Origin of the sequence: Castellaniella sp., assembly GCF_049650445.1 — a bacterium.
GTDB lineage: Bacteria > Pseudomonadota > Gammaproteobacteria > Burkholderiales > Burkholderiaceae_B > Castellaniella.
Genome location: NZ_JBASAD010000015.1, coordinates 1 through 11,814 on the forward strand (window position 1 = coordinate 1; position 11,814 = coordinate 11,814).

Here is an 11,814-nt window from a genome sequence, read left to right on the forward strand (position 1 = left end):
GCACGGCCTCGCGGGCGACGGACACCTGATCGGCGTTGACGATGAAACAGCAGACGGCCTCGAGGTCGTCTGCTGACGTGGTGGTCTGCAGCCACAGCGTCAGGTCGCCGCCACTCTGGTCACGGTGCAGTATCTGGCCCATGAGAGCCATTTCATTGGCCAGGGCTTCGACGTCCTTGTCCTGGATGCGGCTGATCCGGACACGGACCGGCAGATCGCCCGAAGGGGCGGCAACCTGCGGGGCCGGCGCAGGCGCTGCCGGAGCGGGCGCCGGGGCGGCGGCGGCCGCTGCCGCCCCACCCTGCTGCTGCTCCAGGGCCAACTGACGCAACTGGGCGCAGATACGCTCGTAGACCTGTTGATCGGGCTTTCCCGAGCTACGGTAGGCGGCGACTTGATCGGTCAACACGTCCTTGGTCTCCAGAAAGAGGTCGATCATATCCTGACGCAGGGGCATTTCCCCGTGACGGATCAGGTCCAGAAGGTTTTCCAGCAAGTGGGTGGTCTTGGCCAGTTCTTCGAAACAGCCGAAGGTACCCGCCCCGCCCTTGATGGAGTGCGCAGCCCGGAAGATGCCGTTGAGCACGTCCGGGTCCGGCTGTTCCAGATCGAGGTTCAGCAACTGCTGTTCCATATTGGTCAGCAGTTCGTCGGCCTCGTCGAAGAACGTGTCGAAAAACTCACTCAGGTCCACGCCTGCACTCATGATCCATCCTCACCCTTGATTGCTGGATACGCCGGACGGGGAAATCCCCGGCGTGCCTGTGGATTGCCCCGCTGGGGGGGATACGGTCGCGGCACCCGGCCCGGAAGCCGCCGGCGCAACGGCCGGTGCGACAACGGGACCTGCGCCAGGGGGCGGTACGGCGCCATCTGCAGGCGCAGGGCCGACCCCGGGGGTCTTTTCAGGGACGGGATGCCGCAATAGTTCCAGACGTTCGCGCAGCTCGACACTATCCCGGCCCGAGGCGCTCTGTTCGTCGATGCGCCTTTCTGCACGCCGATTGAGCATCAGGATACTGATTCGGCGATTGACGGCCGCCAAAGGATCGTCCTTGACCAGATCGACGGTATTGCCCAACCCCAGAATGCGTTTGACCTTGTTTTCAACCAGACCGCCCGCGACCAGCTCGCGGCGTGCGGCGTTGGCACGATCCGCCGACAATTCCCAGTTGCTGTAATTGCGGTCCCCCGAGGCGTAGCGCAAGGCATCGGTGTGGCCGGAGATCGTGATCGAATTCGGCAACTGGCTGATCAGCGGGGCAAGTTCCCGCAGGATGTCGCGCATATAAGTCTGCACCACCGCGCTGCCCGTCGTGAACATCGGCCGATTCTGCTGGTCCAGGATCTGGATCCGCAAGCCGTCGGGCGTCATGTCCAGCAGCAACTGAGGCCTGAACTGCATCAGCATCGGGTTGTGCTCGATCAGGTTGTCGAGCTTCTGTTTCAGGTTTTCCAGGCTTTCCTGGTCGGCCTGGTCCTCCATCCGCTCCGAATCGCTTTCACCGTCGCTGTCGAACTGGGGCTTGGCCTGAGGCAAAGGATTCGGATTGGGAATCACACTGGGATCACCGCCGGGAATCTTGGACTTGCTGTTGTCCATTTTCTCGCCACCCGTGATCGCCGTCATCAGCGGCATGCGGAAGTATTCGGCGATGGACTGGAGATCCTTCTTGGGCACCAGCAGCAGCAACCACATCACCAGGAAGAACGCCATCATCGCGGTCATGAAGTCCGCGTAGGCGATCTTCCAGCTGCCCCCGTGATGGGATTCGCCGTAGGCCCGCTTGCGGCGGACGACGACGCGGCCGGTATTGTTCTTGGCCATGCCCCTTGCCCCTACGATCAGCGGCCCGCCGTCTGGTTCTTCGTCTGTCGCACGTGGGCTTCGAGTTCGGAGAACGAGGGACGGACGGACGAGAACAGGACTTTACGGCCGAACTCGACGGCCAGAGGCGGTGGGTAACCGTTCATGCTGGCCAGCAGGGTGACCTTGATGCATTCGAGCACTTTGATCGAAGCCACCGACTGGCGCTCGACCGCCGAGGCGAACGGTGTGCAGAAGCCGTAGGACAGCAGGATGCCCAGGAAGGTGCCCACCATGGCCTTGGAAATCAGGTCGGCCAGGACGGCCGGCGGCTGATCGACGGCCGCCAGCGCCTTGACCACCCCCAGCACGGCGGCCACGATACCGAAGGCGGGCAGGCCGTCGGCCACGGCGCGCACGGCGTTGACCGGGGTGTGGTGTTCGTTGTGCAGGGCCTCGATTTCCTGGTCCATCAGCGTTTCGATCTCGAAGGAGTTCATGTTGCCGCTGATCATGATGCGCAGGTAGTCCGTCAGGAACTCCATCAGTTTGGCGTCTCTCTGGACCTGAGGATACTGGGCGAAGATGGCGCTGGCCTTGGGATCCTCGATGTCGGATTCGATGGACATCAGCCCGTCGCGCCGCGCCTTGTTCAACAGGGTGTACAGCAGCGCCAGCAGCTCCATATAGAGCGGCTTGCCGTAGGGGCTGCGCTTGAGGGCCTTGGGAATGGCTTCGAGCAGCAGCTTGATCGAGGCCCCGTTGCTGGAGGCGATGTACGCGCCCAGCGCCGCGCCACCGATGAGTGTGAATTCGAAGGGCTGATACAGGGCGCCCATGTGGCCGCCCATGGCGATATAACTGACGAAGACCCCCGCCCCGACGATCAGGTATCCCAGGATGATAAACACGTGCGCACGCCTCGAGAGTCAGAATACCGCCATCATCGCCTGTTTTCCTGCGTTCAAAAGCATGGTTAAACAGGTCTTTTTGTCCACAAATCCCCGGGTCTGCCCGATCAGGCCGGCATTCGCGCCACCGACCGGCGGCGCGCGCGGGTCTTGCCCGCCCGGGGCGGTGGCTTGCAGATGGCACAGACGAACCCCGATTCGGGGTCGTGTGCATGGGCAACGAACAGGCCCCGGCATTGCTGACAACCGGACAGTTGCACCAGCCCGCTTTCGAAGAAACGCACCAGCATCCAGGCACGTGTGAAGCTGAGGACCGGCTCGCCGGGACTCTCGCCGGGCTGCAGGCCTACCGAGGACTGTTCCAGGTACAGACGATAGGCCTCCACCAACGCCTGCGATTTCTTCGCCGGAGTGAAGGCATCCATGTAGCGGTAGATGTTGTAGAACAGGCTGGAATGAATATTCGGCAGCCAGGTCATGAACCAGTCCACCGAAAACGGCAGCATGCCCTTGGGAGGCGAAGCGCCCTTGACCTCACGGTACAGGCGCGCCAGCCGGTCGTAGCTGAGGGACGTCTCGGCCTGCAGCACCTGCAGGCGGGCGCCCAGACGGATCATGTCCGTCGCGAGCAGGATGTCGTCGGCTTCCCCGGAAACACTCTTGATGGACATGGTGCTCAGGCTGAAACGGCTTCCTGACGGGCCATCAGAATGGTGGAGTGCGCTTGCTGCAGCACGCCGCCCAGGACCTCGTGCGTCAGGGAATTGAGCAACTGGGCATCGTTCAGCCGGAAGGCACACAGCACGGAATTGGAGCCGGCCAACCGGACGATCTGGGCCGGTGACAGGTTAAGAATGATTTCCGCGACGTCGGCGTCAAAACCCAGTCGAAACATGCCGGCGGCGAGATTTTCACGCAGCAGGCGCTGGGCCAACATCAGATAGGACAGATTGACCTCGCGGATGTCATTCAACAACGTGGAGTCGAGAGTGGACATGGGATACCTTTTTTGGCTAATGCCGGGTTACGCGAATGGAGGCAGACTTCGTCACTTCAGGCCGATGGCAATACCCGCACCTGAATCAATTGTCACAAAATTGACAGTCACATTAATTAAATCCAGACATCAAAAATACATTTTTATGCAGATTTGACATGAACGGTAGGAGTATAGCCGTAACTGTCGCTAGATTTGACGTCACTTTACATTTAACAAAAGTAAATATTGATAGCAAATGAAAAATTACCTGGAAAAACCCAAGGATGAGTAGTGGCTTACCCTGATAAGTGTTGTCGAAACACGACACCGTGTAACGGCACATGCAGATGTCAGTGTGACAAAAAGAGACGCCCTGATTGAGCCGACCCCGCAGAGATCCGGCGCGGCATGCGCGCCGGACAGGGATCAGGCTGGGACGTGGCGGTACTGTCCGGCCAGCGCCAGAAAGGCCTCCGGGTCGCCATCGGACCCGATTTCCTCAGCCAGAATGCGGGCCACGGCGGGCGCCGCCTGAATGGCCCGGTCCGCATGCAAAAACAACATCCGGTGGCGTCGAGCCAATACGTCTTCGACGGTACGGGCGTATTCGCGGCGGGCCGCGTGGCGGACCATGGCCTCGGTCAGGCCCAGGCCCAGTTCCCGGTCAGCCCCTGGCAGCGCCTGGACGTCGGCGGCCTCGGTGCCATAGACGTGCAAGCCCGACGGGTCCGTCAGACGGGTGGCGGGCGCACCAGGCGGCGGTGCCCCCAACAGCGGAAAGCGGGCCGTGCGGCACGGTGCCAGGTCAGGCACCAGCCCTGCATCCCGGCAATGACGCAGCACGTCTTCGGCCATGGAGCGGTAGGTGGTCCACTTGCCTCCTGTCACAGTGATCAGCCCGGATGGACTGACCCGGACAGTGTGTTCGCGGCTGATGGCCTTGGTCTCTCCTTCGTCCTCGTGCACGGGCCGCACCAGAGGGCGCAGTCCGACCCAGACGCTGAGCACATCCTCGGCCCGGGGCGCGCGCGCCAGCACGTGGGCGGATTCATTCAGGATGAAGGCGATTTCCTCGGGCAGCGCCTGTGGTTCACGCACGACGGCATCGCGTGGCGTGTCGGTGGTCCCCAGGATCAGGTGCCCCAGCCAGGGCACGGCGAACAGGACACGGCCGTCGCGAGTGCGCGGAACCAGCAGAGCCTCGGACGACGGCATGAAGGATCGGTCAACCACCAGGTGGACCCCTTGGCTGGGTGCCACCATGGGGATGGTGTCCTGCCCCCGGGCCGCGTCGTCCAGGCGGCGCAGGTCATCGACCCAGACACCGGTGGCGTTGATGACGCAGCGGGCGCGGACCGTGCCCTCGCGCCCGGCAGCGCCCAGGGCATCGCGCCAGCGCACGCCACTGACGCGGCCGTTGTCGTGCAGCACATTGATGACGGGGCAGTAATTCAGCAACAGCGCGCCCTGGGCGGCCGCCGTGCGGGCCAGCGTCAGGGCCAGCCGGGCATCGTCGAACTGACCATCCCAATATTTGACGCCGCCGAACAGGCCGGTCGTCCTGAGGCCCGGCAATTGGTCCGCCGTACGGGCACGGCTCAGCCATTCGGTACGGCCCAGGCTGGCGGAGCCGGCCAGGGCGTCGTAGATCTTCAGGCCGGTACCGTAGAACGGCACCTCCCAGGGCCGGTAGGCGGGCATGACGAAGGCCAGGGGCTGGGCCAGGTGCGGCGCGTTGTTCAGCAGCGCCCGACGTTCGTGCAGGGCCTCACGCACCAGACCGATGTTGCCCTGAGCCAGATAGCGGACCCCGCCGTGCACGAGCTTGGTCGCGCGCGAGGAGGTGCCGCCTGCAAAATCGTCGGATTCCAGCAACAGAACCGACAGGCCCCGCAGCCGGGCATCCAGGGCGACCCCCAGGCCGCTGGCACCACCGCCAATGACGATCAGATCGACCTCGGACAAAGCCTCGAGGTCATGCAGCAATCGATTCCGATCGGTTGTGACGGGCGGCAACACAGCGGTCTGGGACATCGTTCACACCCCCCTCAACGGACGCGGCCTTCTTTCCAGGCCTGCAGCAGAGAATCGTAGGACACGGTTTCCGGCTTCGGATTCTCGTTGGCCAGCTTCTTCCACGGGGCGTGCTCGTCGCTGAGCCACTTGGCCGGATCGCTCTTTTCATTGAGCTTGGGCGCGCAGCGCTTCATACCGGCGCGTTCCAGGCGAGCCATGACCTTGTCCATTTCACTGGCCAGATTGTCCATGGCCTGCTGCGGCGTTTTTTCCCCGGCGATCGCCTGGGACACACTGCGCCACCACAACTGCGCGAGCTTCGGATAATCCGGCACATTGGTGCCGGTCGGGGTCCAGGCCACGCGCGCCGGGCTGCGGTAGAACTCGATCAGGCCACCGTACTTATTGGCGTTCTTGGTGAAGTAGTCGCTGTGGATGTCGCTGTCGCGGATGAAGGTCAGGCCCTCGATGGATTTCTTCAGCGAGGTCGTCTTGGCAGTGACGAACTGGGCGTACAGCCAGGCGGCGGCAACCTTGTTCGCGTCATGGTTCTTGAAGAAAGTCCACGAACCCACGTCCTGGTAGCCGTTTTGCATGCCGTCCTTCCAGTAGGGACCGTGCGGCGCAGGCGCCATGCGCCACTTGGGCGTACCGTCCTCGTTGACCACCGGCAGGCCCTGTTTGGTCATATCCGCCGTAAAGGCGGTATACCAGAAGATCTGCTGGGCGATCTCGCCCTGGGCCGGCACGGGACCGGATTCGGAGAAGGTCATGCCCAACGCCGTCTTGGGCGCGTACTGCTTCATCCAGTCGATGTACTTGGTCAGTGCGTAGACGGCCGCCGGCGAGTTGGTCGCCCCCCCGCGCGACACGGACGCGCCCACCGGCGTGCACTTGTCGTCCGCCACCCGGATGCCCCATTCGTCCACCGGCATGCCATTGGGGGTGCCCTTGTCGGCCGAACCCGCCATCGACAGCCAGGCGTCGGTGAAGCGCCAGCCCAGGGACGGGTCCTTCTTGCCGTAATCCATGTGCCCGTAGATGGGCTTGCCGTCCAGGGTCTTGATGTCTTCGGAGAAGAACTTGGCGATGTCCTCGTAGGCGGTCCAGGTGACCGGCACGCCCAGCTCGTAGCCGTACTTGGCCTTGAATTTTTCCTTCAGGTCGGGCCGATTGAACAGGTCGTAGCGGAACCAGTACAGATTGGCGAACTGCTGGTCGGGCAGTTGATACATCTTGCCGTCCGGCGCCGTGGTGAAGGACGTGCCGATGAAGTCCTTCAGGTCCAGACCCGGATTGGTGTAGGCCTTGCCGTCGCCTGTCATGTAATCGGTGAGCGACAGGACTTCGCCGTAACGGTAGTGCATCCCGATCAGGTCGGAATCGGAGATCCAGCCGTCGTAAATGGACTTGCCCGAGAGCATGGAGGTCTGCAGCTTCTCGACCACGTCGCCTTCCTGGATCAGGTCGTGGGTGACCTTGATCCCGGTGATTTCCGTGAAGGCCTTGGCCAGGACCTTGGATTCGTATTCGTGGGTGGTGATGGTCTCGGAGACCACGCTGATTTCATTGACGCCCTGGGCCTTGAGCTTGGCGGCGGCATCGATGAACCACTGCATTTCAGCCATCTGCTGATCCTTGCTCAGCGTGGAGGGCTGGAATTCATTGTCGACCCACTTCTGGGCCTCGGCGGTGCCGGCCCAGGCGGCCTGGCTCCCCAGGGCGCAAGCGACGGCCAGCGCCAAGGCGGTATGGCGGAATTTCATCGTGTTCTCCTCTTGTGGACTCCCCTGCCCTGTCTGCCGGCGCTGCCCGGGGAAAGAGGCCGGTGCCGGAAATGCGCGAAGATCGGATGGGTCAGGCTTTGCGCATGATGAACGCCAGCACCCCCATGGACAGGACGAAGCTGATCCAGACCGAGGGTTCCTCGTCCAGAGAGAACCAGTCCATGAAGGTCTCGCCCAGCCCGAGAAAGGCCAGATTGAGGTAGGCAGCCACCAGCAGGCCGATGAACAAGCGGTCACCGCGCGTGGTCGCCATGGGCAGAAAGCCCTTGCGCAGCACGGTGGGCGAACGGATTTCCCAGACGGTCATGCACGCCAGCATCAGCACGATGCAGATGAAGAACACAGCGGTGGGAGTGGTCCAGACCATCCAGTTGAACATGACGTATTCCTGATATTCCTGAGATTCCTGCGGTCCGTTCAGACCCGCCCCATCGCAAAGCCCTTTGCGATGTAGTGGCGCACGAACCAGATGACGATGGCGCCCGGCACGATGGTGAGCGTGCCGGCGGCGGCCAGGGTGGCCCAGTCCATGCCCGAAGCCGAGACCGTCCGGGTCATGATGGCGACGATGGGTTTGGCGTTCACACTGGTCAGCGTGCGCGCCAGCAACAGTTCCACCCAACTGAACATGAAGCAGAAGAAGGCCGCCACCCCCACCCCCGACTTGATCAGCGGCAGGAAAATCGTCAGGAAGAAGCGCGGAAAGCTGTAGCCGTCGATATAGGCAGTCTCGTCGATCTCACGCGGGATGCCGCTCATGAAACCTTCCAGAATCCAGACCGCCAGCGGTACGTTGAACAGCAGGTGCGCCAGCGCCACGGCCCAGTGCGTGTCCATCAGCCCCAGCGTGGTGTAGAGCTGAAAGAATGGCAGCAGGAACACGGCGGGCGGCGTCATGCGGTTGGTCAGCAGCCAGAAGAACACGTGTTTGTCGCCCAGAAAGGAATAGCGCGAAAACGCATACGCCGCCGGCAGGGCGACGGCGATCGCCATGATCATGTTCAGGCAGACGTAGATCAGGCTGTTGACGTAGCCCATGTACCAGGACGGATCGGTCAGAATCAGGCGGTAGTTGTCCAGCGTGAATTCGCGGGGGAACAGGGAGAACTCGGCCAGGATGCCCTGATTGGTCTTGAAGCTCATGACCACCATCCAGTAGATGGGGAGCAAGGCAAACACCAGATACAGGATCAGAAAGACGGTGCGCTTGCGCGGCAGGAACGAACGGTCAGTCATGGGCGGCCTCCGCATCCCGGGTGCCGACGCGCAGCATCCAGTTGTACAGCACGAAACAGAACATCAGGATGATCAGGAAATAGATCAGGGAAAAAGCCGCTGCAGGCCCCATGTCGAACTGGCCGATGGCCTTCTGCGTCAGGTACTGGCTGAGAAAGGTCGTGGAATTGCCCGGCCCGCCGCCCGTGAGCACGAACGGTTCGGTGTAGATCATGAAGCTGTCCATGAAACGCAGCAGCACGGCAATCATCAGCACGCCGCGCATCTTGGGGAGCTGGATGTAGCGGAACACGGCCCATTTGCTGGCACCGTCGATGCTGGCGGCCTGGTAGTAGGCCTCGGGGATGGACTGCAGGCCGGCGTAGGCCAGCAGCGCCACCAGCGGCGTCCAGTGCCAGACATCCATCAGCAGCACGGTCAGCCAGGCGTGGACGGGGTTGCCGACGTAGCTGTAGTCCAGCCCCAGGCGGCTCAGCGTCCAGCCGAACAGGCCGATGTCGGTGCGGCCGAAGATCTGCCAGATGGTGCCCACCACGTTCCAGGGAATCAGCAGCGACAGGGACACGATCACCAGCACGGCCGAGGCCCGCCAGCTACGCGCCGGCATGGACAGGGCCAGCATCACGCCCAGGGGGATTTCAATGACCAGCACCGCGCCGGAGAACAGCAACTGCCGCCACAGCGCGGCATGCAGGTCTTCGTCGCGCATGATGGCCGTGAACCACTCGGTGCCGACGAACACCGCGTTGTCCGGCGAGATGATGTCCTGGACCGAGTAATTGACCACGGTCATCAGCGGGATGATGGCGGAAAACGCCACGCACAGGATCACCGGCAGGATCAGCCACCAGGCTTTCTGATTGACGGGCTTGATGGTGGCACTCATAGCACCAGTTCCTCGTTGCGGTAATAGCAGGTGTGGAGGCCGACCAGGGCCAGATGCACGACCGCGCCGACGGCGGGCGGCGTGGCCTCGGCCGGCAGATGGAGTTTGACCTCCTGGTCGCCGATCCGGGCGCCGAGCAACTGGCTGGTGCCCACATGGCGCACCTGGGTCACTGTGGCCGGCACGGCGTCCGCGTCATTGCCGGACACCAGACGCAGATATTCGGGCCGGATGCCCAGGGTCAGCGGTCCGGCCTGCAACGCCACCGCTTCCGGGCGACCGAGGCACTGCTCACCCAGCCAGAGCGCACCGTCCGCACGCGCCTCGACCGACAGCAGATTCATGCCGGGCGAACCGATGAAGTGCCCGACGAAGGTGTGGCGCGGGCGCTCGAACAAGTCGGCCGGGGTGCCTTGCTGCACCACACGACCGCGCGCCATCACCAGGACCTGATCGGCAAAGGTCATGGCCTCGACCTGATCATGGGTCACGTAGATCAGCGTCAGGCCCAGTTCGTGGTGGATCTGCTTGAGCTTGCGGCGCAGTTCCCATTTCAGGTGGGGATCGATCACCGTCAGCGGTTCGTCGAACAGCACCGCCGACACGTCCGGACGCACCAGTCCGCGTCCCAGGGAAATTTTTTGCTTGGCGTCGGCCGCCAGATTGGCCGCGCGCTGATCGAGCTGGGAAGACAGGTCGAGCATTTCAGCGATCCGCCCAACGCGTTCGCGGATCTGGTCGGCCGGCACTTTGCGGTTGCGCAGGGGAAACGCCAGGTTTTCGCCCACCGTCATGGTGTCGTAAATAACGGGAAACTGGAACACCTGAGCGATGTTGCGTTCCTGGGGCGTCGCGCGGGTGCAGTCCACACCGTCGAAACGGATGGTGCCATGCGAAGGCGCGACCAGGCCCGAGATGATGTTGAGCATGGTGGTCTTGCCGCAGCCTGAGGGCCCCAGCAAGGCGTAAGCCCCGCCGTCCTCGAAGGTGATGTCCAGCGGCAGCAGCGCGTAGTCCGCGTCGGAATGGACGGTGCGCGCGTAGCTGTGCGCCAGTTGCAGTTCGATGCGCGCCATCTCAGGCCTCCTGCGCCTGAGGCGCCCGCAGCAGAGATTCGTCCGGCCCGAACACATAGACCCGGCGACTGGAGAAATGCAGGGTGACGGCGTCGCCCAGACCATGGTGCTGGACGCCCGGTACCTGAGCCACCAGATTGCCGACGGGCGTGTCGGCGTGAACGTAGGTGGCGGAGCCGGAAATTTCGGCCAACTGGACCCGCCCTGGAATCCGGCAGTCGCCGCCCTGGTCGGTCAGCGACAGGTCGGCCGCGCGCAGGCCCACGGTCACGTCGCCATCGGGCACGTCCCGGCCGGCCGGCAGGTTCACGTCGGTCAATGCACGCAGGCTGACCGCCGCGCGGTCGGCGCGCGCCGCCAGGAAATTCATGGGGGGATCGCTGAAGGCGCGCGCCACCCGGATCGACGCGGGCCGCCGGAACACGTCCAGGGTGGGACCGTATTGCAGCAGTTCACCCTGATCCAGCACAGCCGTATAGCCCCCGAGCAGCAGCGCCTCGCCCGGTTCGGTGGTGGCGTAGATGACGGTGGAGCGGCCCTGCTCGAACAGGGCGCCCAGTTCCTCGCGCAGTTCCTCGCGCAGCTTGTAGTCCAGATTGACGAGGGGTTCGTCCAGCAGCATCAGGGGGGCGTCCTTGGCCAGGGCGCGCGCCAGGGCGACGCGCTGTTGCTGGCCGCCGGACAATTCGGCCGGCAGGCGATCCAGGAATTCGTCGATGTGCAGGGCACGCGCAATTTCGCGCACCCGGGGCATGCAATCGGTCTGGCCGCGCAGCCGCAACGGCGAGGCGATATTGGCGGCGACCGTCATGGAGGGGTAATTGATGAACTGCTGATACACCATGGCGACGTTGCGATGGCGCACCGGCAGGCCGGTGACGTCGGTGTCGTCGACCAGGATACGGCCCGTGGTGGGCGCATCCAGACCGGCCATCAAACGCATCAGACTGGTCTTGCCCGCGCGGGTCACCCCCAGCAGGACCGTGACCGCGGATTCGCGCGGCGCCAGATCCAGGGGGTGCAGCCAAGTTTCGGCGCCGACTTTCTTGCCGACGCGTGCCAGCTTGAGTTGCATGGACCTAGACTCCATAAGTTCCTTTCTGTGAATTATTGTTC

Annotated in this window: 12 protein-coding genes; all 12 read right to left on the reverse strand. The window is 63.3% G+C overall.

From position 1 onward, the window contains the following. The coding region (locus tag WA983_RS04100; RefSeq protein ID WP_424311634.1) for an Hpt domain-containing protein at positions 1–706 on the reverse strand (706 nt) is incomplete at its 3' end. Positions 707–715: 9 nt separating this feature from the next. Beyond that, the gene (gene motB / locus WA983_RS04105; RefSeq protein WP_424311635.1) at positions 716–1,828 is read right to left on the reverse strand and encodes a flagellar motor protein MotB; all 1,113 of its coding nucleotides are present in this window, start codon (positions 1,826–1,828) and stop codon (positions 716–718) included. Between the two features lie 17 nt (positions 1,829–1,845). Continuing rightward, positions 1,846–2,718, reverse strand: coding sequence for a flagellar motor stator protein MotA (gene motA / locus WA983_RS04110; protein WP_424249609.1), 873 nt, complete (start codon positions 2,716–2,718; stop codon positions 1,846–1,848). A gap of 107 nt (positions 2,719–2,825) precedes the next feature. Next, positions 2,826–3,389 carry a flagellar transcriptional regulator FlhC gene (flhC, locus tag WA983_RS04115; RefSeq protein WP_424249607.1) on the reverse strand — a complete coding sequence of 188 codons (564 nt, stop codon included), beginning with the start codon at positions 3,387–3,389 and terminating at the stop codon, positions 2,826–2,828. 5 nt (positions 3,390–3,394) lie between these two features. Further along, on the reverse strand, positions 3,395–3,715 hold the full coding sequence (flhD, locus tag WA983_RS04120) for a flagellar transcriptional regulator FlhD (RefSeq protein WP_424249605.1): 321 nt from the start codon (positions 3,713–3,715) through the stop codon (positions 3,395–3,397). A gap of 408 nt (positions 3,716–4,123) precedes the next feature. Then, positions 4,124–5,731 (reverse strand): FAD-dependent oxidoreductase, encoded by a 1,608-nt coding sequence (locus WA983_RS04125; RefSeq protein WP_424249603.1) that lies wholly within the window; start codon positions 5,729–5,731, stop codon positions 4,124–4,126. 14 nt (positions 5,732–5,745) lie between these two features. Further along, the gene (locus WA983_RS04130; protein WP_424249602.1) at positions 5,746–7,479 is read right to left on the reverse strand and encodes an ABC transporter substrate-binding protein; all 1,734 of its coding nucleotides are present in this window, start codon (positions 7,477–7,479) and stop codon (positions 5,746–5,748) included. 91 nt (positions 7,480–7,570) lie between these two features. Next, a complete protein-coding gene (locus tag WA983_RS04135; protein WP_424249600.1) occupies positions 7,571–7,879 on the reverse strand; it encodes a DUF2160 domain-containing protein in 309 nt (102 codons plus the stop codon). Positions 7,880–7,917: 38 nt separating this feature from the next. Continuing rightward, positions 7,918–8,736 (reverse strand): carbohydrate ABC transporter permease, encoded by an 819-nt coding sequence (locus WA983_RS04140; protein ID WP_424249598.1) that lies wholly within the window; start codon positions 8,734–8,736, stop codon positions 7,918–7,920. Beyond that, positions 8,729–9,622 carry a carbohydrate ABC transporter permease gene (locus WA983_RS04145; RefSeq protein WP_424249596.1) on the reverse strand — a complete coding sequence of 298 codons (894 nt, stop codon included), beginning with the start codon at positions 9,620–9,622 and terminating at the stop codon, positions 8,729–8,731. Before WA983_RS04145 ends, WA983_RS04140 begins: the two co-directional genes overlap by 8 nt. Continuing rightward, positions 9,619–10,698: an ABC transporter ATP-binding protein gene (locus WA983_RS04150; protein WP_424249594.1), complete on the reverse strand. Its 1,080-nt coding sequence runs from the start codon at positions 10,696–10,698 to the stop codon at positions 9,619–9,621. Before WA983_RS04150 ends, WA983_RS04145 begins: the two co-directional genes overlap by 4 nt. A gap of 1 nt (position 10,699) precedes the next feature. Continuing rightward, positions 10,700–11,773 (reverse strand): ABC transporter ATP-binding protein, encoded by a 1,074-nt coding sequence (locus WA983_RS04155; protein WP_424311636.1) that lies wholly within the window; start codon positions 11,771–11,773, stop codon positions 10,700–10,702. Positions 11,774–11,814: the final 41 nt, after the last annotated feature.

Bases quoted from the DNA above. Each gene is read 5' to 3' on its own strand.
- WA983_RS04135 (WP_424249600.1), bottom strand. From the start codon at position 7,879: ATGTTCAACTGGATGGTCTGGACCACTCCCACCGCTGTGTTCTTCATC.
- WA983_RS04140 (WP_424249598.1), bottom strand. From the start codon at position 8,736: ATGACTGACCGTTCGTTCCTGCCGCGCAAGCGCACCGTCTTTCTGATC.
- flhC (WP_424249607.1), bottom strand. From the start codon at position 3,389: ATGTCCATCAAGAGTGTTTCCGGGGAAGCCGACGACATCCTGCTCGCG.
- WA983_RS04145 (WP_424249596.1), bottom strand. From the start codon at position 9,622: ATGAGTGCCACCATCAAGCCCGTCAATCAGAAAGCCTGGTGGCTGATC.
- WA983_RS04150 (WP_424249594.1), bottom strand. From the start codon at position 10,698: ATGGCGCGCATCGAACTGCAACTGGCGCACAGCTACGCGCGCACCGTC.
- WA983_RS04155 (WP_424311636.1), bottom strand. From the start codon at position 11,773: ATGCAACTCAAGCTGGCACGCGTCGGCAAGAAAGTCGGCGCCGAAACT.
- motB (WP_424311635.1), bottom strand. From the start codon at position 1,828: ATGGCCAAGAACAATACCGGCCGCGTCGTCGTCCGCCGCAAGCGGGCC.
- WA983_RS04125 (WP_424249603.1), bottom strand. From the start codon at position 5,731: ATGTCCCAGACCGCTGTGTTGCCGCCCGTCACAACCGATCGGAATCGA.
- flhD (WP_424249605.1), bottom strand. From the start codon at position 3,715: ATGTCCACTCTCGACTCCACGTTGTTGAATGACATCCGCGAGGTCAAT.
- WA983_RS04130 (WP_424249602.1), bottom strand. From the start codon at position 7,479: ATGAAATTCCGCCATACCGCCTTGGCGCTGGCCGTCGCTTGCGCCCTG.